Raw genomic sequence first — 24,892 nt, forward strand, 5'->3', positions numbered from 1 at the left:
TCAGGCCCCGGAACGGCGCGGCTGCGGCACCCGCGCGTCCAGCGCCGCCGCGGCCTCCCGCACCAGCTCCACCACCTGCCGCAGATCCGGGTGGCGGGACGTACCGGCCCGGCTGACGGTGAAGACGGTACGGGAGACCGGGCGCACGAGCGGGTGGAGGCTGAGCCCCGCCGTGCTCTCCGGCAACGCCATCCGGGGCACCAGCGCGGCCCCGGCGCCCGCCGCCACCAGGGCGGTGAGCACGGAGAAGTCACTGCTGCGGGCGCGTACGTCGGGGACGAAACCGGCGGCGCCGCAGGCCCGTTGGATCATCTCGTAGCAGGAGGTCTCCGGCCCCGGGACCAGCCACGGCAGATGCGCGAGACGGGTCAGGTCGGCCGACTCCCCGGCGGCCAGGCCGAGTTGGCCGGCGCACGAGGGGTGCAGGGCGAGCAGCACCGGCTCCTCCATGAGCACCGTCTGCTCGCATCCGGCGGGGAAGCTGCGCGGCAGCACGGTGTAGCTGTGCACCAGGGCCAGGTCGGTCCCGCGCTTGCGCAGTTCGTCCAGGGCCTCGTGGGGTTCCTGGACGGCCAGCCGTACGGTCAGCGCCTCGTCCCGACCGGCGAGCCGCCGCCAGACCCGGGGGAGGAGGACGCGCGCGGCGGAGGCGAAGGCGGCCACCCGCACCACACCGCGCCGGCCGCTGCGCAGCGCGGCCAGCCCCGACTCGGCCGCGGCCAGCTCGGCGAGGATGATCTCGGCGTGCGCGACCAGCAGTTCACCGGTGGCCGTCAGCCGCAGGGTGCGGCCGTGCTTCTCCACCACCGGGGTGCCCGCCTCCCGTTCCAGGGCGGCGAGGTGCTGGGATATCGCCGGTGCCGTCAGATGCAGCGCCTCGGCGGTGGCCGCCACGGTGCCGTAGGCGGCCAGGTGTTGCAGGATGCGCAGTCGGCGCACGTCGAGCATGGCTCCTCGGGTCTCCTTCCCGGGCGGTGGTCGGCCGGTCACCTGGCGACCCGGTCGGGTACGGCGGGGGAGGCCGCCGGGCCGGGCGCGGGGGACGCCGTACGGCGCCGGTTGATCAGGACGACACCCAGCACGCTCACCGCGCCTCCGGCCAGCTCCAGCGGGCGCGGCACCTGAGCGAGCCAGACGAAGGAGACCACCAGCGCCACCGGCGGCACCAGGTACAGCGCCGCGGTCGAGGCGGACAGCGGCAGTCGGGCCACCGCGTACCCCCAGATGACGAACCCCAGCGCGGACGGCAGCAGCCCCAGGTAGACGGCCGACCCCAGCGCGCCGGCCGGCGCGTGGCGCACCGCGTGCCAGGCGTCCGGCAGCAGCGGCAGCGCGAAGACGGTGCCGGCGACCATGGCGTAGGTGGCCACCTCCAGCCCGGTGTACCGGCGCAGCAGCGGCTTGGTGGCGAAGTGGTACACCCCCTGCACCACGGCCGCCGCCAGCACGACCAAGGACGAGACGGTGAACCCCGAGGCGCCGCCGGCCAGGCTGACCACCGCGGAACCGGCCAGGGCCACCACGCTGCCGACGACCACCTGCCGGGTCAGCCGCTCGCCGAGGAAGACACCGCCCAGCAGGACGCTGAAGACCGGCGCCACGGCGATCAGCAGACTCGCCGTCCCCGCGGCGACGTGCACCTCGCCCCAGTTGAGCAGCAACTGGTAGACGGTCATCCCGCAGGCGCCGCACAAGGCGATCAACGGCAGGTCGCGGCGCCGGGGCAACCGCACCCGGGCCAGCGGTGCCACCACCGCCAGCGCGACGGCCGCCACCGCCAGCCGCAGGAACGACAGCGCCGCCACCCCCAGCCCCGCGTCACCCACCGCGATCGCGGGGAACGCCGACGCCCACAGCACCACGGTGCCGGCCAGGGCGAGGAACCGCGGCGGGACGATACGCACGGACATGCGCTCCAGCCTCGCCGTCCCCGGGGAATAGATCCAGTTAGTGTTTGTTGCGCGAAGGTTCAGTGGGCCTTACGGTTCCGGCGCGCGGGGGTCAGCCGTGGCGGGCGTCCTCCGGCATCCCGAGGGCCGGCTCGTCGGCGGCGGCGATCAGTTCCCGCAGGGAGCGGACGAGGTCGGTGCGGCGCCGGGCGGGCAGCCGGCCGACGATCTCGGCGATCTCCCGGTGCCGGTGGGCCATGACCTGGTCGACCAGGTGCCGCCCGTCCCGGGTCAGCCGCAGGATCACCTCCCGGCGGTTGCCCGGGTTGACCTGCCGGTCCACCAGGCCGTGCGCCTCCAGCTTGTCGACCATGCGCATGGCCGTGGACGGGTTGACGTCCAGCGCCGCCGCCAGCGCCGCCAGCTTCACCGGTCCCTCGCCGTGCAGCACCACCAGGGTGCGCAGTTGCGGCAGGGTCAGCGCGGGGTCGATGGCGGCGAGCGCCCGGGCCGAGATGGCCATGAAGAGCCGGGAGGCCGCCAGTACGGCGTCGCTGACGTCCTCGGCGGCGTCGTGGAGGCGTTCGTCCTCCCGGTCCTTCGAGCGCGCCCGCGGGCCGTGGCTCACCTGATCAGTCATGGTCCCGTTATATCCCGGCCCACGGTCCGTACCGAACGCTTGTGCGTCATCGTTCGGCCGGATCGCGCGGACGGCCGGTGGCCGGTTCCCGTGCGACCGGGGAGGGGGCGTCTTCATCGAAGTCTTGCGTACTGCAATACTTAGACCATGGAAAACATAGCCGCAAAGGCGAGAGAGAAACTGACACAACGTCAGCATCCGGTGGCCCTCGGCGACTTCACGGTCCGGCCGCGCATGCTGCTGATCACCGCGTGGGCACTGCCGGTGGGCGGGGCGGGCGCGGTGGCGGCGCTCGCGCTACTGAAGCTGATCGGCCTCGTCACCAACCTGGTCTTCTACCAGCGCGTCCAGTCCTCGCTGGTCGCGCCGGGCCCCGGCCACCCGTGGTGGCTGGTGCTGGGCGCCCCGGTGGCCGGCGGCCTGGTCATCGGGCTGATGGCCCGGTACGGCACCGAGAAGATCCGCGGCCACGGCATGCCGGAGGCGATCGAGGCGATCCTGACCGGCGGCAGCCGGGTCGCGCCCCGGGTGGCCGTGCTCAAGCCGATCTCCGCCGCCGTCAGCATCGGCACCGGCGGCCCGTTCGGCGCCGAGGGCCCGATCATCATGACCGGCGGTGCCATCGGCTCGATCCTCGCGCAGGCGCTGCGGCTGAGCGCCGACGAACGCAAGACGCTGCTGGTGTCGGGGGCCGCGGCCGGGATGGCGGCGACGTTCAACTCCCCGCTGGCCGCCGTGCTGTTGGCGGTGGAGCTGCTGCTGTTCGAGTGGCGGCCCCGCAGCTTCGTCCCGGTGGTGGGGGCGGTCGCGGTGAGCACCGTGTGCCGCGGCTTCCTGCTGGGCACCGCCCCGATCTTCCCGGTGTCCACCGTCGGGATGCACGTCACCGCGGCCGACAGCGCGCTGTGCGTGGTGGCCGGCGTGCTCGGCGGCGCCCTCGCGGTGGTGGCGACCTGGCTGGTCTACCGCGCCGAGGACGCCTTCTCCCGGCTGCCGTTCCACTGGATGTGGTGGCCGGCCATCGGCGGCGCCGTCATCGGCGTCGGCGGGCTGATCGAGCCGCGCGCGCTCGGCGTCGGCTACGACGTCATCGACCAGCTGCTGACCGGCCGGGCCACGGTCTCCCTGATCGTCGGCATCCTGGTGGTCAAGACGCTGATCTGGGGGCTCTCGCTCGGCTCGGGCACCTCCGGCGGCGTCCTGGCGCCGGTCTTCATGATCGGCGGCGCCGTCGGGGCCGCCGAGGGGCTGCTCTTCCCGCACGTCCTCCCCGGCTTCTGGGCGATGATGGGGCTGGCCGCGGTGGTCGGCGGCGTGATGCGTTCCCCGCTGACCGGGGTGGTCTTCACCCTGGAGCTCACCCACGCCTGGCCGGCCGCGCTGCCGCTGCTGATCTCCTCCACCGCCGCCTACGGACTCTCCGTCCTGGTGCTGCGGCGCTCGGTGCTCACCGAGAAGATCGCGCGCCGCGGCCTCCATCTGACCCGCGAGTACTCCACCGACCCGCTGGAGAGCTTCTTCGTCGCCGAGGTGATGGACCGCCGCCCGGTCGTCCTGCGCCGCGGCGACAGCCTGGACTCCGCCCTGGCGGCCACCTTGCGCACCGACGGCGGCGAACCCGAGGGCAGGCGGCTCTTCCCGGTCGTCCCGGACGGCGCCGCCTACCCGGTCGCCGTGGTCACCCGCCGCGCCCTGCTGCACGCCGCCGCCCGGCGGGACCCGGACGGCCCGGCCCCCACGGTCGCCGACATCTGCCGTCCCGCCCCCGTCGTCCTGCGCCCCGACGACACCCTGCGCCGCGCCGCCTACGTCTTCGCCGAACACGGCGTCACCGAGGCACCCGTCGTCGGCCACGCCCCGGACGAACACGTGGTGGGCACCGTGGCCCTGCGCCACCTGCTGCACGCCCGGCGCCACGACCTCACCGAGGAACACCACCGCCAGCGGCTGATCATGCGCAGGACCGTGCCGCGCGACACCCCCCGCCACGAGGACGAGCACGCCCCCGCCGACGGGGACCGCATCGGTTCGTGACGGCGCCGGTACGCGCCCGTACCCGGCCGCGCCCGCCGGGGCTCAGCGCCTGCCGCGGCGGCCCAGGAGATCCCGCAGCCGGTCGGAGACGGCGGTACCCGGTGCCACCAGCTTGTTCACCGGAGGGGTGTCCGGGGCCCCGGGGTGCGGGCGGGTGGGCGCGGTCCGCTTGGCGGAGCGCACCTTCTCGCCCAGCTCACGCAGCGTCCCGGGCGGGCAGACGGCCAGCAGCTTGGGGAAGAGGCGCTGCTCCTCGTCGGTGGCGTGCTCGGTGACCTCGGTGACCAGGGTGAGCAGCAGCTCGTCGAAGTCCGGGTCGTCCGGCTCCCGGTGGGTCAGCGCGTCGAGGACCCGCTCCACCCGCGCGTGGTCGGCCAGCTCCTTGTCGGCGAGGGCGGCCCCGCCGACCACGCGCTCGCGCACGGCGGGGTAGAGGTATTCGCGCTCCGCCTCGGAGTGGCGCACCAGCTCCACCGTGACCTCCGCGACCAGGTCGCCGCGCTCGGCGCTGCCCGGGGCGGCCGAACGGATCCGGTCGAAGAGCCGCTGCACCCCGCGGTGGTCGGCCGACAGCTCCGCGATGACATCCGCCCGCTCACGCCCCATCCGTTCCTCCCGACCGCCGTCCGCCCCGCCCGGCCACGGGTACCCCGGCCGGGCCGCCCGACACGGCCGGGGTTCAGCCGCACGCCCCACCGCGTACCGGCGAATCGGGTGACCCGGCGGCCGGGGTGCGCCGGGCCGCCCCGCGCGGCGGTGACCATGAGGGCCGACAGGCCGTGGCACGCGACGCCGGGCGCACGGCACCGGGCACCAGCGGACCGAAGGACGGCCATGCGCATCCTGCTCGTCGCGTCGGCGTTCAACAGCCTGACCCAACGGGTCTTCGCCGAGCTGAGGGATCTCGGCCACGAGGTGGCGGTGGAGCTGGCGCTCGGTGGTGACGCGCTGCTGGTCCGGGTGCCGCACCACGCGCCGGACCTGGTGATCGCGCCGATGCTGAAGGCCGCCCTGCCGCGCGAGATCTGGACGGCCTACCCGTGCTTCGTCGTCCACCCCGGACCGGTCGGCGACCGCGGCCCGTCGTCGCTGGACTGGGCGGTGCTGGAAGGGGCCACCGAATGGGGGGTCACCGTGCTCCAGGCCGAGGAGGAGATGGACGCCGGCCCGGTGTGGGCCTCGGTGCCCTGCCGGCTCCCCGAGACCGGCAAGAGCGACCTGTACCGCAACGAGATCGCCGACGCCGCGCTGGACGCCGTCCACCTCGCGGTACGGCGCTTCGAGGACGGCGGCCACCTCCCGGCCCCGCAACCGGACCGCGCGCCCACCGCCACCGGGCCGGCCCCGACGGTACGGGTCAGACCCGCGATGACCCAGGACGTACGCCGGATCGACTGGACCTCCGACCCCACGGAAACGGTTCTGCGCAAACTGAGGTCGGCCGATTCCCAACCCGGCGTCCTCGACGTCCTCCTCGGCCGGGAGGTCTTCCTGCACGGCGGACACCGCGCCGAGGCGCTGCGCGGACGCCCGGGGGAACTGCTCGCCACCCGGGCCGGCGCGGTCTGCCGGGCCACCGTGGACGGCGCCGTGTGGCTGCCCAGGGCACGGCCGAGGCGACCACCCGGCGGCCCGCGTGCCGTCGCCCTGCCCACCGCCGCCGCGCTCGGCCCCCGGCTGCCCCCGCTCCCCGAGGCGCCCGAGCCGTCGCTGGACCGGCAGGCCGCCGGGGCCGTCCCCGACTGGTCCGAGATCCGCTACCGCGAGGCGGGCGAGGCCGGCTTCCTCACCTTCTCCTTCCCCGGCGGCGCGATGAGCACCGCCCAGTGCCGACGGCTGCTGCGCGCCTACCGGGCCGCCTGCGCCCGCCCCACCTCGGTGCTGGTCCTCGGCGGCCAACGCGACTTCTTCGGCAACGGCATCCACCTCGACGTCATCGAGGCCGCCCCCGACCCGGCCGCCGAGTCCTGGGCCAACATCGTCGCCATCGACGACCTGGTCGAAGCGGTGCTCACCACCACCGACCGGCTGGTCGTCGCCGCCCTGGGCGGCAACGCCGCGGCCGGCGGCTGCATGCTGGCCCTCGCCGCCGACGAGGTCTGGTGCCGCCACGGCGCCGTACTCAACCCCCACTACCGCCTCATGGGGCTCTACGGCTCCGAATACTGGACCTACACCCTGCCGCGCCGGGTGGGCGCCGCGGAGGCCGACCGGCTGACCCGCGAGGCGCTGCCGGTCAGCGCCCGCACCGCACAGGCCCTCGGACTCGTGGACCACGTGCTCACCTGCCCCCCGCGGGACTTCGCCGCCGAAGTCGCCCACCGCGCCGCCTCGTTGGCCGGCTCCGCGGCGGTACGCGGACGCATCGCCCGCAAGAAGACGGCGTACGACAGCGCGGAACGTACGGCGGCGCTGCGCCGCTGCCGTACGGACGAACTCGCCCGGATGCGCGTCGTCTTCGACGACCCCGACGCCCCCTACCACGCCCTGCGCCGCGCCTTCGTCCGCAAGGAACGCCCGCCGGCCACCCCGGGCCACCTGACGGCACCGCCCGCCGCCCGCCGGACGCCCCGGCCGTGACCGGCCCGGCCCCCGCAGCGCGGGTCCTGGTCGCCGGGATCGGCAACGTCTTCCTCGGCGACGACGGCTTCGGCGTCGAGGTCGCGCGCACCCTCGCCGGCCGCCGACTGCCCGACGGCGTCGACCTGGTGAACACCGGCGTACGCGGCGTCCACCTCGCCTACCAACTCCTCGACGGCTACCACACCGCCGTCCTGGTGGACGTCACCCGGCGCGGCGGCCGGCCCGGCACCGTCTACCTGATCGAGACCCCGCGGGCCGGGCCGGCGACCCCCGAGGACGCGCTGATCGACGGCCACCGCATGACCCCGGACGCCGTGCTGGCGCTGCTCGGCACGCTCAGCGCCGGCACCGCTGCCGACCGGCCGCGACGGGTGGTCGTCGTCGGCTGCGAACCGGAACGGCTCGCCGAGGGCATCGGACTGAGCCCGCCGGTGGCCGCCGCCGTGGCCCCCGCCGCCGACCTGGCGCTCCAGGTCGCGGGCGAGGCGGCGGCAGCGGCCCCGGACCGGTGCGCGCGGCCCTGACCACGCGCCGCCGCCGCGACGCAGGGAGGACCGATGCACGAGATGTCCATCGCCATGGCGGTGGTGGAACAGGTCGCCCGGGCCGCCCGGCCGCCGGAGCGCCACACCGTCACCTCGGTGCGGCTGCGCATCGGTGAACTGGCCGGGGTGGTCGACGAGGCGCTGCGGTTCTCCTTCGACCTCGCCTGCGAAGGCACCCCGCTGGCCGGGGCCCGGCTGGAGACCGAACCCGTCGCCGGCCGCGCCCGCTGCGCCGACTGCGCCGCGCGGTGGGCCACCGGAATGCCTCCCCACCTGTGGTGCCGGGAGTGCGGAAGCGCCCGCTGCGAACTGGTCGCCGGGCGGGAACTCGACATCGTGGACGTACGCTGGGCGCCGCGCCCCGCCGAGTCCCTTGCCGGAGAGGCGGGTTGACCGAGATGTGCCGAGCGGACGAGGTACCACAAGACGTACCGCGGGCGGTGCTCGCGCGGAACGACGCCTACGCGCGGGAGTTGCGCGCCGACCTCGCCGGACGGGGCACCGTCGTGGTCAACCTGCTCTCCAGCCCCGGCAGCGGCAAGACCGCGCTGCTGGAGGCGGAACTCACCATCGCCCGGCGGCGCGGGGTACCGGTGGCCGCCCTCACCGCCGACCTCGCCACCGAGAACGACGCCCGCCGGCTCGCCCGCTCCGGCGCCCCCGTCAAACAGGTGCTCACCGACGGCCTGTGCCACCTGGAGGCGCGGATGCTGCGCGGGCACCTCGACGGCTGGCTGCCGAAGGCCACCCGGGTGCTCTTCGTGGAGAACGTCGGCAACCTGGTCTGCCCCGCCTCCTACGACCTGGGGGAGTCGCTGCGCGTGACGCTCGCCTCGGTCACCGAGGGCGAGGACAAACCGCTGAAGTACCCGAGCGCCTTCGGCCTCGCCCACCTCGTGCTGGTCACCAAGGCGGACCTCGCCGACGCCGCCGGGTTCGACGCGCGGGCGTTCACCGCCAACGTCCAGCAGGTCAACCCCGGCGTCGAGGTGGCGTACACCTCGGCCCGCACCGGCGAGGGCACCGGCCTGCTGCTGGACCGCGCGCTGGCCGTGGCCGGCGGTGCCGCCGCGCACCGCCCCGTGATGTCCCGGCCGGCCCCGGCGGCGGACACCACGGCCACCCGGACGGCCGCCACGACGAGCGGGCCGTGAGCCCGTACCGCACCATCGAGGCGCGGGCCGGTGGCGTGCCGCTCCGCTCGGCAGACCCGGGTTCGCGGTGAGGAGACGGCATGGTGGACGACCCGGCCCGCGAAGCCACGGCCACCGCGCCGTGCGACCCGTTCGCACCGCTGCGCGCGGTCGCCGACGCGGTGCTCTACGAGGGGTACCTGCTCTACCCCTACCGCAGGTCCTCGCCGAAGAACCGGGTGCGCTGGCAGTTCGGCGTACTGGGACCGCGCGCCTGGGCCGAACGCAACGGACCCGTCACCGCGGGCGTGGCCGGCTCCGCCGAGTCCTGGTACCAGCAGACGCAAGTCGTGCTCCAGGCCGACCCCGACGCCGTGCTGCGGCTACGCCTCCGTTACCTGCACAGCCGGCACAAGAGCGTCGAGCGCCGCCACGCGGACGGCTCCCACCGGCCCGTGGCCTCCCTGGAGGCCGACGGCGAACTCCACCTCACCTTCGACGAAGCGCTGCCCCGCGAGACCGGCGCCGACATCCCGCTCGCCCAACTCCTCGCGGCGGAGCAGGCGTTCACCACCGGATCACCCGGGGGAACGCAGACCTCGCCGATCGCCGACGGCACCGCGCGGGTGGTACGCCGCGGCCACCCGGTCCACGCGGTGACCACGGTACGGGCCCAACCCGTCGACCCCGCCCGCCACGCCTACCGCCTCACCGTGCGCACCGAGAACACCGGCGAGCCGCCCGGCCCCGACGCGTCGCGCGACGAGATCCTGCGGCACGCGCTGATCGCCACCCACACCCTCCTCGGCGGCACCGGCGTCGCGTTCGTCTCGCTGCTCGACCCGCCGGACTGGGCGGCGCCCCACGTCCGCGCCTGCCGCAACCTGCACACCTTCCCGGTGCTCGGCGGCGCCCCCGGCACCGGCGACCTGATGCTCTCCGCCCCCATCATCCTGCCCGACCACCCCCAGGTCGCCCCGGAGAGCCCCGGCGACCTGCACGACGCCGCGGAGATCGACGAGATCCTGTCGCTGCGCACCGCGCTCCTGACCGAGGAGGAGAAACGGGAGGCCCGGGCCACCGACGTCCGGGCCGCGCGGATCCTCGACCGGGTCGACACCATGCCGCCCGAGGTCTTCGCCCGGCTGCACGGCGCCATCCGCTCGCTGCGCCCCCGCCCGGCCGCCGCCTGGTGGGAGGAGGGCGGCGACGACGGACTCTGCCCGGCCACCGACAGCGTCCGGGTGGGCGAGGTGGCGGTGGCCCGGGGCAGCAGGGTGCGGCTGCGCCCCGGCGGACGCGGCGCCGACGCCCAGGACATGTTCCTCGCCGGCCGCGACGCCAAGGTGGCCGCCGTCCTCCACGACGTGGACGGCACCCGGCACCTCGCCGTCACGCTGGAGGACGACCCCGGCGCCGAGCTGAACGCCTGGTACGGCCGCTACCTGTACTTCCGCCCGCACGAGATCGAGCCGCTGGCCACCACCGGCGACGAGGAAGGCCCGGATGGACGCCGTCGAGCTGTTGAAGCATGACCACCGCATGGTCGAGCAGCTGTTCCGCGACCACCACGCGGCGGCCTCCGACGAGCAGCGCCGCGCCGTGGTCGAACTCCTCGTCCGCGAACTGTCCAAGCACGCGGCCCTGGAGGAACTGCTGGTCTACCCGCTGGCCAGGCGGGTGACCCCGGACGGCGGGGCGGAGATCGACCGCCACCTGCTGGAACACCTGGACGTCAAACGCACCCTGTACGCCCTCGACCGCCTCCCGGTCGGCAGCGGCAAGGAGGAGGCGCTGATGTCCACCCTGCGCGGCGAGGTCGAGGAGCACGTGCGCGAGGAGGAATCCGTGCTGCTGCCACGGCTGGCCGACGCGCTCGGGCCCCAGGACCTGGACGACCTGGGCCAGGTGCTCGACAAGGCGAAGCAGACCGCGCCCACCCGTCCGCACCCGCACGCCCCCGACGAGCCGCCGGCGCTGACCCTGGCCGCTCCGGTGGCCGCGCTCTACGACCGGCTCCGCGACCGGCTGCAAGGGAGGCCCCGCACATGACCACCGACGACATCTCCCCGCCCGGCGGCCGACCGCCGTCGGCCGGCGAACGCCGGGAGGGCTTCGACGAGATCGACATCCTGTGGATCTCCGAAGGCATGAGCTGCGACGGCGACACCGTCGCCATGACCGCCTCCGGACAGCCCGCGATCGAGGACCTGGTACTCGGCCTCATCCCCGGGCTGCCCAAGGTCAACCTGCACAACAAGGTGCTCTCGCCCACCCTGGGCGGCGAGGAGTTCCTGGCCCCGTTCCGCGCCGCCGCCCGGGGCGAACTCTCCCCGTTCATCCTGGTCGTCGAAGGGTCGGTGCCCAACCAGAACATCATCGAGGGCGACGGCTACTGGACCTCGTTCGGCAACGACCCGCGGACCGGCGAACCGCTCACCCTCAACTGGTGGCTCGACCGACTGGCGCCCCGGGCCTGGGCGGTGGTCGCCGCCGGCACCTGCGCGACCTTCGGCGGCATCCACGCCATGGCCGGCAACCCGACCGGTTCCATGGGCCTCGCCGACTACCTGGGATGGGACTTCAAGTCCGCGGGCGCCCTGCCGGTGGTCAACGTCCCCGGCTGCCCCATCCAGCCGGAGAACTTCATGGAGACCCTGACCTGGGTGCTCCAGCACGCCGCCGGGGCCGCGCCGCCGCCCCCGCTGGACCACATGCTCAGACCGCAGTGGCTCTTCGGCAAGACGGTGCACGAGGGGTGCGACCGGGCCGCCTACTACGAGCAGGCCGACTTCGCCAAGGACTACAACTCGCCCAAGTGCCAGGTGAAGGTGGGGTGTTGGGGACCGGTGGTCAACTGCAACGTCCCCAAACGCGGCTGGATGGGCGGCATCGGCGGCTGCCCCAACGTCGGCGGCATCTGCATCGGCTGCACCATGCCCGGCTTCCCCGACACCTTCATGCCGTTCATGGACGAACCGGCCGGCGGCAGCCTGTCCTCGCTGCTGATCAAACCGTACGGGGCGTTCATCCGCCGGATGCGCGGCATCACCAACATCGCGGTCAACCGCGAACCCCGGTGGCGACACAACAAACCGGCGCTGACCAGCGGCTACGACCCCCACTGGCGCCCGTGACCCGCACCGCCGGCGCGGGCACACCACGAACGAGACAGGAACCCACATGACGGCTACCGAGGACCGGGCCACCACCGGGGAGCGCAAGCCTCCCCAGATCGTCGACATGGCGTGGGACCCGATCACCCGGATCATCGGCAACCTCGGCATCTACACCAAGATCGACTTCGCCAACCGGGAGGTGACCGAATGCCGCAGCACCTCCTCGCTCTTCCGCGGCTACTCGGTCTTCATGAAGGGCAAGGACCCCCGGGACGCCGGCTTCATCACCTCCCGCATCTGCGGCATCTGCGGTGACAACCACACCACCTGCTCCGACTACGCCCAGCAGATGGCGTACGGCATCAAACCGCCGCCGCTGGCCGAGGCCGTCGTCAACCTCGGCGAAGCCGCGGAGTACATGTTCGACCACACCATCTTCCAGGACAACATGGTCTTCGTGGACTTCTGCGAGGCCATGGTGAAGGCCACCAACCCCGGCGTGCTCGCCAGGGCGGAGAAGACACCGGCACCGCGCGGCGGCATCCACGGCTACCGCACCATCGCCGACATCATGCGTGCCTTCAACCCCTTCGAGGGCGAGGTCTACAAGGAGGCCCTGAAGGTCTCCCGGGTCACCCGGGAGATGTTCTGCATCATGGAGGGACGCCACGTCCACCCCTCGACGCTCTACCCCGGCGGCGTGGGCACCATGCCCGAGCCCACCACCTTCACCGACTACCTCACCCGGCTGCTGCGCGTCCTCGACTTCGTCAAGCAGTCGGTCGCCCTCAACGACGACGTCTTCGACTTCTTCTACGAGGCGCTGCCCGGCTACGAGGAGGTGGGCCGCCGCCGCGTCCAACTCGGCTGCTGGGGCGCCTGGCAGGACTCCGACGTGTGCGACTACCGCTACGAGACGATGAGCGACTGGGGCCGCTCGATGTTCGTCACCCCCGGGGTCGTCGTCGACGGCAAGCTGGTCACCAACGACCTGGTGGAGATCAACCTCGGCCTGCGCGTGCTGCTCGGCAGCTCCTACTACGAGGACTGGGCGGACACCGAACCCTTCGTCACCCACGACCCGCTCGGCAACCCCGTCGACATGCGCCACCCGTGGAACCAGACCACCGTCCCCGTCCCCCAGAAACGCGACTTCGACGGCAACTACAGCTGGGTGATGAGCCCGCGCTGGTACGACCGGAACACCGGTGAGCACCTGGCGCTGGACACCGGCGGCGGACCGCTCGCCCGGCTGTGGTCGACCGCCCTCAACGGCCTCGTCGACACCCCCTACGTCAAGGCCACCGGCCACAGCGTGCGCATCTCGCTGCCGAAGAGCGAGAAACTCCCGGAGACCACGCTGGAATGGCACATCCCCCGGTGGAGCAACACCATCGAACGCGACCGGGCGCGCTCGTACTTCGTGGCCTACTCCGCCGCCATGGCGCTGATGTTCCTGGAACGCGCGATGTCCCGGGTACGGGCCGGCGACACCAGGATCTTCACCGACTTCGAGGTGCCCGACGAGGCCATCGGCTGCGGCTTCCACGAGGCCGTCCGCGGGGTGCTCTCCCACCACCTGGTGATCCGCGACAAGAAGATCGCCAACTACCACCCCTACCCGCCCACCCCATGGAACGCCAGCCCCCGGGACAGCTACGGCACCCCCGGCCCCTACGAGGACGCCGTCCAGGGCCAGCCGGTCTTCGAGGAGAACGGCCCCGACGACTTCAAGGGCGTCGACATCATGCGCACCGTCCGCAGCTTCGACCCGTGTCTGCCGTGTGGCGTCCACATGTACCTCGGCGGCGGCAGCGTGCTGAAGAAACTCCACTCCCCGATGTTCGGCGCCGGCCATGGCTGACCCGCGGCGCCTGGACGACACCGCGGTCGCCGAGCGCCTCGCCGCCCTCGACCCGCTGCTGGAACGCCTGGAGACCGCGACCGGCCCCACCGCCCGCACCGCGGTACGCGCGGTACGCGAACTCACCGCCGTCTACGGCGAGGCGCTGGCCCGCGTCCTCGACCACGCCGACCCGACCCTGCGGCGGCGCCTCGCGGACGACGAACTCCTCGGCCACCTGCTGGTGCTCCACGCCATCCACCCCGACCCGGTCGCCGACCGCGTCGGCCGCGCCGTCGAACGGCTCCGCCCGGCGCTGCGGGAACACGGCGCGGACGCCGAGTTCACCGGGGTCCACGACGGCGTGGCCGAGGTCCGTCTGACGGCCACCGGATGCGGCGCCGGCGCCGCCGGGGAGGCGGTACGCGACGCCGTGCTCGCCTGCGCGCCGGAGCTGTCCGAGGTGCGTCTGCTACCGGCCCGGGAGCGCGCGGCGGCCTTCGTCCCGCTCGCCACCGTGACCCGGCGGCCGGTCCCGGCGCGGGACGGCACCTGATGCCCGGCGCGCTCGCCCGGGCGATCCGCACGGCCGGTGCCGCCGCGCCGGAGGGGGCCGGGTGCGACCTGTGCGGTGAGCCCGCGCCCGTCGGACACCGCCATCTGCTCGACACGGAGCGCGCCGAGGTGATGTGCGCCTGCCGGGCGTGCGCGCTGCTCTTCGCCGGCCCCGGCACCGGTGCGGGGCACTACCGGCTGATCCCGCGCCGCCGGGTGCGGCTGCCGCCGGTGCCGACCGCGCCGCTGGGCGTCCCCGTCGGCCTCGCCTTCTTCGTACCCCGCGCCGACGGATCGGTGACCGCGCACTACCCGAGCCCGGCCGGCGCGACCCGCTGGGAGGTGGACGCCACCACATGGCGCCGCACCACCGCCGGCCACCCCGGCCTCGCCGGCCTGGCGAGCGACGTCGAGGCGCTGCTGGTCAACACCGCGCGCGGCCAGTGCCACCACTGGATCGTGCCCGTCGACGACTGCTTCCGCGTGGTGGCCGTCGTCCGGGCCGAGTGGGAAGGGCTCTCCGGTGGCACCCGGGTATGGCAGCGGGTCGAGCAGTTCTTCGCGGAACTGACCGGGACACCGGACTGAGAAGGAGAACACCATGGGCCGCATCCGCGTCGGAAAACCGCAGGTCAAGCCCGATACCCCCAGGCACGTCCGCGGCCTGCACGAAGGCAACTCGGGCCCGTACCACAAACAGCCCGGGCACCACGAGGACGGCACCGCGGACGCCCGCCGCTCCACCGGGGTCCACTGGAAGAAGCACAACGCCATCATGAAGATCATGCCGAACATCCCGCCCGGATGAGGCGGCGCCGACACGGGCCGCGCGCCCGCCGATGACGCCGCGAGGGCCTGCAGGAAGGAGTCGTCACATGGCCAGACGCCTGCTGATCGCGCAAGCCGCCGTGCTCACCGCGCTCGGCCTGGGCATCTTCGTCAAGGAGATCCCCGGGCTGATCAGGGAGATCCGGATCTGGCGGATGGTGGGTCTGCGGGGCGGGCCGCGCCGCCCGAGGTGAGGCCATCGGCGCGGTACCGCGGGTGGTGCCGCGCCGAGGGGTTCACGGCGGCGGGGTCAGCACCCGGTCGGTGATGTACAACTGGGCGTTTCCGGTACGGATGTTGCCGCACACCACCTTGGCGTCGCCGACCTGGTAGCCGCTGCCCGACCGCCGGGTGGTCAGCGTGCCCTTCGCCAGGGTGGTGAAGGAACCGTCGGGCAGCTCGGCGGGTGCGACGCGGTGTCCGACGATCTGGTAGGTGAGGATCTTCGAGACCTGGTCCTTGTCCTGGTAGATCTGGTGCAGTTGGTCCTTGGGCAGCCGGGCGAAGGCGGCGTTGTCGGGGGCGAAGACGGTCAGATGGTCCAGCCTGTCGAAGGTGGCGACCATGTCGGCCTCGTGCACGGCGTGCACCCACTCGGTGAGCATCGGCAGGTGGGAGGCGGCGGTCACCACGGGGTCCCCGGACATCTCCGCGAAGCTGCCCATCCCGGAGCGGGGCACCGCCGAGCAGCCCGGCCCGAACGGCGGGGCGCTGTCCGGCCGTTCGGGCGGACCGGCGCACCCCGCGGCGAACCCCAGCGCCGCCACCGCGGCGGCCACCACACGAACGGTCCGATGCACCAGGCGGCCTTTCTGCGGACGGCGACGGGCCGGGACACGCGCACCACCCGGTCCGGCGCCCCGGAATGCGGATAACCCCTGACCACGGCCGCCAAACGGGCCATCGGAGGCACCCTGCGGCCGGCCGTGGCGCATACCGCGGCCGGCGGTAGGCCGGATGGTCGCGGGTGAGGTTTGTGCCGTGATCGCCGGGGCTAGACAGCAGGCGCGCGGGCGGACGCACGGGTCACGCGCGGCGCCGTATGGCCATCGGGAGGAGCCCATGTCCCAGCTGGACACGCGTCGGCGTCCGGAGCCGGAGGACCCCGAGCAGAACCCCCGCGTCACCTTGGGCAAAAGGTTCCGGACCTATCTGACCACGACCGATCACAAGACGATCGGCAACATGTACCTGACCACCACGTTCGGGTTCTTTCTGCTGGCCGGTGTGCTCGCCATGCTGATGCGGGCGGAGCTGGCCCGGCCGGGCCTCCAGATCTTCAGCACGCAGCAGTACAACCAGCTGTTCACCATCCACGGCACCGTGATGATGCTGCTCTTCGCCACCCCGACGTTCGCCGGGTTCGCCAACGTGGTGATGCCGTTGCAGATCGGCGCCCCCGACGTCGCCTTCCCCCGGCTCAACGCCTTCACCTACTGGCTCTTCCTGTTCGGCGGGCTCACCGTGGTCGCCGGGCTGGTGGTGCCGGACGGCGCGGCGAGCTTCGGGTGGTTCGCGTACGCGCCGCTCAACGGCCCGGTGCGCTCGCCCGGGGCCGGCGGCGACCTGTGGGCGCTGGGCCTGGTCACCGCGGGGCTCAGCACGACGCTGGGATCGGTGAACTTCATCGCCACCATCGTCTCGCTGCGGGCGCCCGGCATGACGATGTTCCGGATGCCGATCTTCACCTGGAACATCCTGTTCACCTCGATCCTCGCGCTGCTGGCGTTCCCGGTCTTCACCGCGATCCTGTTGTGTCTGGAGGCGGACCGGAAGTTCGGTGCCCATGTCTTCGACGCGGCCAACGGCGGGGCCATCCTGTGGCAGCACCTGTTCTGGTTCTTCGGCCACCCCGAGGTGTACATCGTCGCGCTGCCGTTCTTCGGGGTGGTCACCGAGATCGTGCCGGTCTTCAGCCGCAAGCCCGTCTTCGGCTACGTCGGGATGGTCGGCGCCACCATCGCCATCACCATGCTGTCGGCCACCGTGTGGGCCCACCACATGTTCGCCACCGGCATGGTGCTGCTGCCGTTCTTCTCGCTGATGTCCTTTCTCATCGCGGTGCCCACGGGGGTGAAGTTCTTCAACTGGATCGGCACCATGTGGAACGGCAGCGTGTCCTTCGAGACGCCCATGGTGTGGGCCGTCGGCTTCCTGGTGACGTTCCTGCTCGGCGGGCTCAGCGGGGTGATGATCGCCTCCCCGCCACTGGACTTCCACGTCACCGACACCTACTTCATCGTGGCCCACCTGCACTACGTGCTCTTCGGCACCATCGTGTTCGCGATGTTCGGCGGCTTCTACTTCTGGTGGCCGAAGATGACCGGGCGGATGCTGGACGAACGCCTGGGGAAGATCCACTTCTGGACGCTCTTCACCGGCTTCCAGATGACGTTCCTGGTGATGCACTGGCTCGGCGAGGAAGGCATGCCGCGCCGGTACGCCGACTACCTGGCGGCCGACGGCTTCACGCTGCTCAACACCATCTCCTCGATCGGCGCGTTCCTGCTGGGCGCCTCCACGCTGCCGTTCCTGTACAACGTGTGGAAGACCGCCCGGTACGCGCCCAAGGTCGAGGTGGACGACCCGTGGGGCTTCGGGCGTTCCCTGGAGTGGGCCACCTCGTGCCCGCCGCCGCGCCACAACTTCCACGCGCTGCCACGGATCCGTTCCGACTCGCCCGCCTTCGACCTGCACCACCCGGAGTTCCTCGAACTGCCGCCGGGCGAACGGGGCACCACCGAGCCGACCCCCGACACCCTGGGAGAGCAGAGCGAATGAAACACGAGGCATACCTGTTCGCCGGGGTCGCCGCATTCTTCCTGCTCACCGACGCCGCCTACATCTGGTTCGCCCGCGAGCTGGCCGGCATCGCCGCGCTCACCGTCTCCTTCGTGATGGCCTCGATCATCTCGTTCTTCTTCACCATGAACTACCGGCGCAAGGGGGAACGCCCCGAGGACCACGGCGACTCGGTGGTGCAGGACCGCTCCGGGCTGATCGACTTCTTCCCCCCGCACAGCGGCTACCCCCCGATGGCCGCCCTGGGCGTCGCGTTGATGGGGATCGGCATCGTGTACGGGCTGTGGCTCTTCCTGATCGCCTTCGGCATCATGATCACCGGGGTGGCCGGCATGGTCTTCCAGTTCGCCGGCCGCGACGACTGACCGGCACCCCGTCGCTCACTCCTCGGGGCCCGCGACCGGGTCGGCGGTGCGGCCGGTGACCTGGAGGCGCTGCTCGGTGGTGGCCGGCATCTCGACGCGGTCGCGGTAGTACCAGGCGCTGAGCGCGGCACGGAGGCGGTGCCGGCGGGCGGCGTCCGGCCCCGGGACGGGCAGCGGCCGGGGGATGTCGCGCACCAGCAGCCGGTAGCGGTGCTCGGCGGGGATCGGGCGGCTGGACTCGCCGATGCCGCCGGAGACGTCCTGGCTGACCTTGCCGGTTTCCACGCCCTCGGTCAGCAGCTCGCGGTCGTGGGCCTGGAGGGCCAGGCAGATCCGCTTGGTGACCCAGAACGCCAGCACCGGCCCGACGACCACGGCGACCCGGTAGATCCACGTCAGGGTGTTGACCGAGACCCGGAAGGCGAAGGCGGTCACGTCGTTGCCGCCGGCCAGCAGCAGCACCGCGTAGAAGACGATCGCGGCGACCCCGAGGCCGGTACGGGTCGGGCGGTCCCGGGGCCGGTCGCACAGGTGATGCTCCATCAGGTCGCCGGTGACCCAGCGCTCGAAGAAGGGGTAGAGGTACATCACCAGGAAGAGCAGGGCGGGGAGCACCACCGCGGGCAGGAAGACGTTCCACATCAGGGTGTGGCCGCCGGGCGCGTTCTCCCACGGCGGCATGATGCGCAGCGCGCCCTCCAGGAAGCCCACGTACCAGTCGGGCTGGGCGTCGGTGGCCACCTGGTCGGCCCGGAAAGGCCCGTAGTTCCAGATCGGGTTGATCTGCGCCACCGCGCCCAGCACCGTCAGAGCGCCGAAGATCATGAAGAAGAAGCCGGTGGACTTCGCGGTGAACTGCGGCACCATCGGCTGCCCCACCACGTTCCGGTTGGTCTTGCCGCGCTCGGCCCACTGGGTGTGCTTGAGGTAGACCACCATGATCAGGTGGACGGCGATCAGCGCGATCAGCAGTCCGGGGACGAAGAGCACGTGCACGATGTACAGCCGCGGGATGAGCGCGTGCCCGGGGAAGGGGCCGCGCCAGAAGAAGAAGCTCAGGTACGTGCCGACGACCGGGATCGACTGCACGATGGTGTTGGCCGTCCGCAGCCCGGTGCCGGAGAGCAGGTCGTCGGGGAGGGAGTAGCCGCAGAACCCCTCCAGCAGCGCGAGCAGGAAGAGCGTCACCCCCACGAACCAGTTGACCTCGCGCGGCCTGCGGAACGCGCCGGTGAAGAAGATCCGCAGCATGTGCACCCCGATGGCGGCCACGAAGACCAGCGCCGCCCAGTGGTGGATCTGCCGGATCAGCAGCCCGCCGCGCACGTCGAAGCTGATGTCCAGGGTGGAGGAGTAGGCGTCGGTGACCCGCAGCCCGCGCAGCGGCGCGTAGGCGCCCTGGTAGACGTGCTCGGTCATCCCGGGGTCGAAGAAGAGCGTCAGATACGTACCGGTCAGCACCAGGATGACGAAGCCGTACAGCGCGATCTCACCGAGCAGGAACGTCCAGTGGTCGGGGAACGCCTTGCGCAGCAGCTCCTTGGCCAGCTCAGAGACCGGCAGCCGCCGGTCCAGGGCGACGTACCCGGTCATCGCGGACTGCCGCGCCCGGGCCTCCATCCGCGCCTTGGTCTTCCGGAACAGCATGCACCACGCTCCCTGCTCGCCGTCTCGCACCGTTCGCGCGGCTGATGAGTAACCGCTGGACCCTGGCTCAATCCTGGCGCGGGGCCTCACCCCCGGAGCGGTACCGGCGTGGCATTGCCCCGGGATGGGTCAGCGCGGAGGCGACCGCGCTGCGGCGTTCGGGCGAACCCCGGTACGGCCTCGGCGTGCCGTGCTCCGCCGCGGTGGACCTCGGAGCGGTGGCGCAAGCCCCGGCCCGTCGGCCCGGGACACGTCCCCGCACGGCCGCCGGATGTTCTACCGTGTTGTGCGCCGACTGATGGTGTCGGTCGGCGAGTTGGGGGTACCTGTGCGGCGACCGTAGGGGGAGGGAAGCGCGATGAACTGTACGAACTGCGGTGCATCGGTTATACAGGGGCCGGACGGTCGTTGGTCGTGCGGCAATTGCGGGGCTTCTGGGTGACGGACGAACAGATCGGGGCCGGCGAGGGCAGGCGGTGCGAGAAGTGCCACCAGCCCGTCGTCGAGGGGCCCGAGGGCGGCTACGTGTGCGGCTTGTGCTTCCACCTGGTCGAGCCCGACGGCTACGCGGAACGGCGTGCGGCCGGGGTCGAGGCCGCCGCGGCGCAGCGGCGTGCCCGCACCCTCGACCGGCGCAGGCGCCGCCCCTCCGGGTGACATCCGTCCGAAGCCTCCTCGCCCCAGGGCGTTACGCCCTGGGGCGTTCACGTGCTGGGGCGTTCACGTGCTGGGGCGTGCTGCGTTGTCATGCCCATGATTACGACGGCTACGGGTCACCCTCTCCCGGATAGGGGAGCCGGGGGCGGCACAGGGGTGGTTCCGGGGTGTGGCCGTTCCCCGGCCCGCCCGTAGGTTTTCCGGCGTCGCATTCGCTCGGATGGAAAAGCACCGGTGAACACCGGACGCCGAGCGGTGGAAACGCCGAAGGAAAACCGAGGGGGAATCATGGAGGCCACGCCGAAGAGCGTGAATCCACTGGAACGGGGGCGGCTCCGGTCCCTGACCGGAATGCGTTTCCTCGCGGCTGCCATGGTGTTCTTCGGACATGCCTTCGCCGATCCGCTCAGCAAGGTGGATGCGCCGGGTCTCCTCGCCCTCGTGTGGTTCCGGGCGGGGTCGTTCGGCGTCTCCTTCTTCTTCGTCCTCAGCGGATTCGTCCTGACCTGGTCGGCCCGTCCGCACGACCGCCCGGCGCCCTTCCTCAGACGCCGGATCCTCAAGGTCTACCCCAACCACCTGGTCACCTTCGCCGGAACCGCCCTGCTGCTGTGGGCCGCCGGACAACGCCTCACCGGAGCCGTGCCCAACCTGCTGCTCCTCCAGTCCTGGCTGCCCGACGTCCGGATCGTCAACAGCGTCAACACGGTGAGCTGGACGCTCAGTTGCGAAATCCTGTTCTACGCCGCCTTCCCGCTGCTGGCGCGCTGGACCGGACGTATCCGGCCGGAACGGTTGTGGTACTGGGCGTCCGCGGTGGCGGCGGCCGTCGTTCTCGTACCGTGGTGCGCGCAGGTGCTTCCGGCCCGGCCCAGGGCCGCGCCGCCGCTCGATTTCTCGTTCCTGCAGTGGTGGTTCGTGAATTTCGCGCCGCCGGTGCGGGCGCTGGAATTCGTGCTGGGGATCCTGCTGGCCCGGCTCGTGCTGAGCGGGCGGTGGATCCGGCTGGGTCGCGGCTGGGCGGTGGCCCTGGTGGTCCTCGCCTACGCCGTGGCGTCGGTCGTCCCCTATCTGTTCGGGGTGGTCGCGGTGGGGGTCGTCCCGCTCGGTCTGCTGATCGCCGCCACCGCCGCGGCCGACACCGAGGGGCGCGGTGGACGGCTCGGCGGGCCCGTGATGACCTGGCTGGGGGAGATCTCGTTCGCCTTCTACCTGGTGCACCGTCCGCTGCTGATCGCGGCGTCCGGGGTGCTGGGCCGGGGAACGGCGGCCGGGGCGGCGACGGCGGCGGCGGTGTTCGCGGTGGCCGTGGCGGCGGCCTGGGCCCTGCACACGGGGGTCGAGCGGCCGGTGACGCGCCGCTGGAGCACACCACGGGCGATGCGGCGAGCGCGCGCGGGCGACGAGACCCCGCTGCGCGCCTGACCCCAAGACACCTTGAGACGAAGGGAGTCCCCTGAGTGGACCCCGTGCCGCCGGCCCGCCAAGCGCCCGCACCCTCCGGGACCGCGCGAGCCGCCGCCCCGCCGGTGCTGCCCGCGCCCGGCTCGATGCCCCGCAGCTGCCCGCTGGGCCCGCCGGACGCCTACCGGCACGCCCTGGAAACCCCCGGCTTCAGCCGCGTCACCCTCCAGTACGGCAGATACGGCACGCTGCTGACCCGGTACGAGGACGTGCGCGCCGCGCTGCGCGACGAACGGATCGGCTCCGCGCTGCACCAGTTGCCGCCGGTACTGGACGGACAGTCGCCGCCCGGCTGGTTCTTCGGCCTGGACGGACCCGAACACGCCCGCTACCGACGGGTGTTGGCCAAGATGTTCTCCGTCACCCGGACGCGGCGCTTCGAACCGGTGATCCGGGCGATCACCGACGAACTGCTGGACGCCCTCGAACCCCACGCCACCGGGGCGGACCGGGCCGTCGACCTCATGGCGGGGCTGGCCTGGCCGCTGGCGGTGCGGGTGCCCTGCGCCCTGCTCGGGATCTCCGGCGACGACCAGGCCACGTTCAAACGACAGGTCGACACGTTGATCGCCCCCGGGGTGACCCGCGAGGAGATCACCGAGGTCTACCGCGCCATGTGGTGGCGGATGCGCGGCCTGGTCGACGCCGAGCGGTCCGGAACCGGCGGCCAGGGACTGTTCGCCGAACTCGTCGCCGACCAGTCCGGCCCGGACGCCTTCGACGACGACGAGATCGCCTCCATCGGGCTGTCGCTGCGCATCGCGGGGCTCGACCCCATCGCCCATCTGCTGGGCCTCGGCCTGTTCGCCCTGCTGTGCCACCCCGAGCAGCTCGCCCTGGTCCGCGCGGCGGGGGCCGACGCCGTCGAGGAGCTGCTGCGTTTCGTACCGTTCAACAACATGGGGGCGGTACGCGTGGCGGTCCAGGACACCGTGGTGGACGGCGAACCGGTCGCGCAGGGCGAGGTGGTGGTCGCCTCGCTCACCGCCGCCAACCGCGACGCGACGGTCTTCGCCGACCCCGACACCCTCGACGTGACCCGTCACAACGCCGCCGCCCACCTGGCGTTCGGCCACGGCCCGCACCGTTGCCTCGGCCGGCACCTGGCCGGCCAGGTGGTCACCGTCGTCCTCGACCGGCTCCTCGGACGCTTCCCCGGGCTGCGGCTCGCGGTGGCCGCCGAGCGGGTGCCGCCGTTCGAGTCGGCGGGCTTCTACGGGGTCGCCGAGCTGCCGGTACACCTGACATAACGTCAGCGACGGGCTTCCCGGCGGGCCCGCCGCACCTCGCGGTGGATCGCCCAGGCGTCGGCGACCGGCCCGAGGTGGCCGAGCTTGTCGGGGTTGATCACCACGCGGATGTGCTGGACCCGCCCCTCGCGCACCTGAAGCACCATGGCCTGGAGGACCCGGCCGGCGCGGTCCCGGAAGACCGCGCCGGGCTCCCCGTTGACCTCGGCCGGCTCGAACCGGACGCCGACCCGGGGCAGCCAGGGGAAGACCACGCCCAGCAGCCTGGCCACGTTCCACGCGCCCGTCACGGCCCGGGCCAGCTGCGGGGTCCTGCCGCCGCCGTCGCCCGTCAACTGCGCGTCGGCGGCGAGCAGTTCCCGCAAGCCCCCCACGTCACCCTCGCGCAACGCGTCGAAGAACCGCGTCGCCAGCTCCCGCCGCTCCCGCCGGTCCGCCTCGAACCGCGGGCGCCCCGCCTCCATGTGCCGCCGCGCCCGCACCAGCAACTGCCGGCACGCCGGCTCCGAACGCCCCACCGCCGCCGCGACCTCGTCGAACCCGAAGGCGAACACCTCACGCAGCACGAACACCGCCCGCTCCAGCGGACTGAGCCGCTCCAGCAGCACCAGCGCCGCCATCGACACCGAGTCCGCCAACTCCGCCGCCCGCGCCGGATCCTGGTACGGATCGTTCAGCAACGGCTCGGGGAACCACGGGCCCACGTACGCCTCACGTCGCACCCGCGCGGAACGCAGCACGTCGATCGAGATCCGGGTCACCGTGGTGGACAGGAACGCCCTGGCCGACGCGGGCCGGGTCGCCGAGCCGGCGAAACGCAGCCACGTCTCCTGCACCGCGTCCTCGGCCTCGCCCACACTGCCCAGGATCCGGTAGGCGATCGAGAACAGCAGCGGTCGCAACTCCTCGAACTCCTCGGCCTCTCCCACGCCGGCTCTCCTCCCCCTGGACCCCTGCCACCCGGCCGTACGCGCGAACGCGGGCGGCCCGCCGGTGATCGGCCGGATCACCGGCAGGCCAGGGTAACGCCCCCGCGCCCCGCGCCGGTTCAGTGGAGTCGGCCCGGCTCGTAGCCGCCGGCCGGCTGCCGGGTGACGACGTTGAGCCGGTTGACCATGTTCATGAACGAGATCAGCACCACCAGAGCGGTCAACTGCGCCTCGTCGTAGTGCTCGGCGGCGCGTGCCCACACCTCGTCGCCGACCCCGCCCGCCCCGTCGGCGATCCGGGTCGCCTGCTCCGCCAGCTCCAGCGCCGCGCGTTCGGCCTCGGTGAAGACCGTGGCCTCCCGCCACACCGCCACCAGATGCAGCCGCACCGCGCTCTCCCCGGCCGCGGCGGCCTCCTTGGTGTGCATGTCGACGCAGGCACCGCACCCGTTGACCTGGCTGACCCGCAGCGCCACCAACTCCTGCGTCGCCGCCGGCAGCGACGACTCCTTGATCGCCTTGCCCGCCGCCATCAGATGCTTGATCGCCTTGCCGGCCGTCGCGTCGGCGAAGAAATCCAGTCGCGCGTCCATCGCGTTCTCCCCGGTG

Annotated in this window: 26 protein-coding genes; 18 read left to right on the forward strand and 8 right to left on the reverse strand. The window is 72.8% G+C overall.

The window, feature by feature from the left end; all coding sequences use genetic code 11:
- From SCATT_RS33190 to SCATT_RS33200, 3 genes are all read right to left on the reverse strand, one after another.
- On the reverse strand, positions 1–948 hold the full coding sequence (locus tag SCATT_RS33190) for a LysR family transcriptional regulator (RefSeq protein WP_014150965.1): 948 nt from the start codon (positions 946–948) through the stop codon (positions 1–3).
- A 38-nt stretch (positions 949–986) separates the two neighbouring features.
- Entirely contained in the window at positions 987–1,910 is a 924-nt protein-coding gene (locus tag SCATT_RS33195) for a DMT family transporter (protein ID WP_014150964.1), read from the reverse strand.
- Between the two features lie 91 nt (positions 1,911–2,001).
- Positions 2,002–2,529: a MarR family winged helix-turn-helix transcriptional regulator gene (locus SCATT_RS33200; RefSeq protein ID WP_014150963.1), complete on the reverse strand. Its 528-nt coding sequence runs from the start codon at positions 2,527–2,529 to the stop codon at positions 2,002–2,004.
- Between the two features lie 234 nt (positions 2,530–2,763).
- On the opposite strand from SCATT_RS33200, the gene SCATT_RS33205 reads away from it, so the two are divergent.
- Positions 2,764–4,563 (forward strand): chloride channel protein, encoded by a 1,800-nt coding sequence (locus SCATT_RS33205; protein ID WP_231904978.1) that lies wholly within the window; start codon positions 2,764–2,766, stop codon positions 4,561–4,563.
- A gap of 42 nt (positions 4,564–4,605) precedes the next feature.
- Here the strand turns inward: SCATT_RS33205 and SCATT_RS33210 are convergent, their stop codons facing one another.
- Positions 4,606–5,169 carry a hemerythrin domain-containing protein gene (locus tag SCATT_RS33210; RefSeq protein WP_014150961.1) on the reverse strand — a complete coding sequence of 188 codons (564 nt, stop codon included), beginning with the start codon at positions 5,167–5,169 and terminating at the stop codon, positions 4,606–4,608.
- A gap of 228 nt (positions 5,170–5,397) precedes the next feature.
- Here SCATT_RS33210 and SCATT_RS33215 point away from each other — a divergent pair, with 228 nt between their 5' ends.
- The 12 genes from SCATT_RS33215 (at position 5,398) to SCATT_RS39155 (ending at position 15,363) form a co-directional block, all read left to right on the forward strand.
- Positions 5,398–7,143, forward strand: coding sequence for an enoyl-CoA hydratase-related protein (locus SCATT_RS33215; RefSeq protein WP_014150960.1), 1,746 nt, complete (start codon positions 5,398–5,400; stop codon positions 7,141–7,143).
- The gene (locus SCATT_RS33220) at positions 7,140–7,670 is read left to right on the forward strand and encodes a hydrogenase maturation protease (RefSeq protein ID WP_014150959.1); all 531 of its coding nucleotides are present in this window, start codon (positions 7,140–7,142) and stop codon (positions 7,668–7,670) included. Before SCATT_RS33215 ends, SCATT_RS33220 begins: the two co-directional genes overlap by 4 nt.
- A gap of 33 nt (positions 7,671–7,703) precedes the next feature.
- Positions 7,704–8,084, forward strand: coding sequence for a hydrogenase maturation nickel metallochaperone HypA/HybF (locus SCATT_RS33225; RefSeq protein ID WP_014150958.1), 381 nt, complete (start codon positions 7,704–7,706; stop codon positions 8,082–8,084).
- 5 nt (positions 8,085–8,089) lie between these two features.
- On the forward strand, positions 8,090–8,845 hold the full coding sequence (gene hypB / locus SCATT_RS33230; protein ID WP_042507790.1) for a hydrogenase nickel incorporation protein HypB: 756 nt from the start codon (positions 8,090–8,092) through the stop codon (positions 8,843–8,845).
- Between the two features lie 80 nt (positions 8,846–8,925).
- Positions 8,926–10,359 carry a hypothetical protein gene (locus SCATT_RS33235; RefSeq protein ID WP_014150956.1) on the forward strand — a complete coding sequence of 478 codons (1,434 nt, stop codon included), beginning with the start codon at positions 8,926–8,928 and terminating at the stop codon, positions 10,357–10,359.
- The gene (locus SCATT_RS33240; protein ID WP_014150955.1) at positions 10,331–10,876 is read left to right on the forward strand and encodes a hemerythrin domain-containing protein; all 546 of its coding nucleotides are present in this window, start codon (positions 10,331–10,333) and stop codon (positions 10,874–10,876) included. The genes SCATT_RS33235 and SCATT_RS33240 overlap by 29 nt, the downstream gene beginning before the upstream one ends.
- Positions 10,873–11,961: an NADH-quinone oxidoreductase subunit B family protein gene (locus SCATT_RS33245; protein WP_014150954.1), complete on the forward strand. Its 1,089-nt coding sequence runs from the start codon at positions 10,873–10,875 to the stop codon at positions 11,959–11,961. Before SCATT_RS33240 ends, SCATT_RS33245 begins: the two co-directional genes overlap by 4 nt.
- 46 nt (positions 11,962–12,007) lie before the next feature.
- Complete coding sequence (locus tag SCATT_RS33250; protein ID WP_014150953.1) at positions 12,008–13,807, forward strand: nickel-dependent hydrogenase large subunit; 1,800 nt, start codon at positions 12,008–12,010, stop codon at positions 13,805–13,807.
- Complete coding sequence (locus SCATT_RS33255; RefSeq protein WP_014150952.1) at positions 13,800–14,342, forward strand: NifU family protein; 543 nt, start codon at positions 13,800–13,802, stop codon at positions 14,340–14,342. Before SCATT_RS33250 ends, SCATT_RS33255 begins: the two co-directional genes overlap by 8 nt.
- On the forward strand, positions 14,342–14,929 hold the full coding sequence (locus tag SCATT_RS33260; RefSeq protein WP_014150951.1) for a DUF5947 family protein: 588 nt from the start codon (positions 14,342–14,344) through the stop codon (positions 14,927–14,929). The genes SCATT_RS33255 and SCATT_RS33260 overlap by 1 nt, the downstream gene beginning before the upstream one ends.
- Positions 14,930–14,942: 13 nt before the next feature.
- The gene (locus tag SCATT_RS33265) at positions 14,943–15,149 is read left to right on the forward strand and encodes a hypothetical protein (RefSeq protein ID WP_014150950.1); all 207 of its coding nucleotides are present in this window, start codon (positions 14,943–14,945) and stop codon (positions 15,147–15,149) included.
- 67 nt (positions 15,150–15,216) lie between these two features.
- Positions 15,217–15,363 (forward strand): hypothetical protein, encoded by a 147-nt coding sequence (locus tag SCATT_RS39155; RefSeq protein WP_014150949.1) that lies wholly within the window; start codon positions 15,217–15,219, stop codon positions 15,361–15,363.
- A 42-nt stretch (positions 15,364–15,405) separates the two neighbouring features.
- On the opposite strand, the gene SCATT_RS33275 is transcribed toward SCATT_RS39155, so the two are convergent.
- The gene (locus SCATT_RS33275) at positions 15,406–15,948 is read right to left on the reverse strand and encodes a fasciclin domain-containing protein (protein ID WP_231904895.1); all 543 of its coding nucleotides are present in this window, start codon (positions 15,946–15,948) and stop codon (positions 15,406–15,408) included.
- Between the two features lie 283 nt (positions 15,949–16,231).
- Between SCATT_RS33275 and ctaD the strand changes: the two genes are divergently transcribed.
- A complete protein-coding gene (gene ctaD, locus SCATT_RS33280; RefSeq protein WP_014150946.1) occupies positions 16,232–17,950 on the forward strand; it encodes an aa3-type cytochrome oxidase subunit I in 1,719 nt (572 codons plus the stop codon).
- On the forward strand, positions 17,947–18,336 hold the full coding sequence (gene ctaF / locus SCATT_RS33285; RefSeq protein ID WP_014150945.1) for an aa3-type cytochrome oxidase subunit IV: 390 nt from the start codon (positions 17,947–17,949) through the stop codon (positions 18,334–18,336). Before ctaD ends, ctaF begins: the two co-directional genes overlap by 4 nt.
- A gap of 15 nt (positions 18,337–18,351) precedes the next feature.
- Here ctaF and qcrB read toward each other — a convergent pair whose 3' ends face one another.
- On the reverse strand, positions 18,352–19,983 hold the full coding sequence (gene qcrB, locus SCATT_RS33290) for a cytochrome bc1 complex cytochrome b subunit (protein WP_014150944.1): 1,632 nt from the start codon (positions 19,981–19,983) through the stop codon (positions 18,352–18,354).
- Positions 19,984–20,421: 438 nt separating this feature from the next.
- Between qcrB and SCATT_RS33295 the strand changes: the two genes are divergently transcribed.
- The 3 genes from SCATT_RS33295 (at position 20,422) to SCATT_RS33305 (ending at position 23,354) form a co-directional block, all read left to right on the forward strand.
- The gene (locus tag SCATT_RS33295) at positions 20,422–20,640 is read left to right on the forward strand and encodes a hypothetical protein (protein WP_157894780.1); all 219 of its coding nucleotides are present in this window, start codon (positions 20,422–20,424) and stop codon (positions 20,638–20,640) included.
- 351 nt (positions 20,641–20,991) lie between these two features.
- Positions 20,992–22,065, forward strand: coding sequence for an acyltransferase family protein (locus SCATT_RS33300; RefSeq protein ID WP_014627015.1), 1,074 nt, complete (start codon positions 20,992–20,994; stop codon positions 22,063–22,065).
- 35 nt (positions 22,066–22,100) lie between these two features.
- Complete coding sequence (locus SCATT_RS33305) at positions 22,101–23,354, forward strand: cytochrome P450 (RefSeq protein WP_014150940.1); 1,254 nt, start codon at positions 22,101–22,103, stop codon at positions 23,352–23,354.
- 2 nt (positions 23,355–23,356) lie between these two features.
- On the opposite strand, the gene SCATT_RS33310 is transcribed toward SCATT_RS33305, so the two are convergent.
- Together SCATT_RS33310 and SCATT_RS33315 are read right to left on the reverse strand one after the other, a co-directional pair.
- Positions 23,357–24,283: an RNA polymerase sigma-70 factor gene (locus SCATT_RS33310; protein ID WP_014150939.1), complete on the reverse strand. Its 927-nt coding sequence runs from the start codon at positions 24,281–24,283 to the stop codon at positions 23,357–23,359.
- A gap of 119 nt (positions 24,284–24,402) precedes the next feature.
- On the reverse strand, positions 24,403–24,876 hold the full coding sequence (locus SCATT_RS33315; RefSeq protein ID WP_014150938.1) for a carboxymuconolactone decarboxylase family protein: 474 nt from the start codon (positions 24,874–24,876) through the stop codon (positions 24,403–24,405).
- Positions 24,877–24,892: the final 16 nt, after the last annotated feature.

Source organism: Streptantibioticus cattleyicolor NRRL 8057 = DSM 46488 (genome assembly GCF_000240165.1).
Lineage (GTDB): Bacteria > Actinomycetota > Actinomycetes > Streptomycetales > Streptomycetaceae > Streptantibioticus > Streptantibioticus cattleyicolor.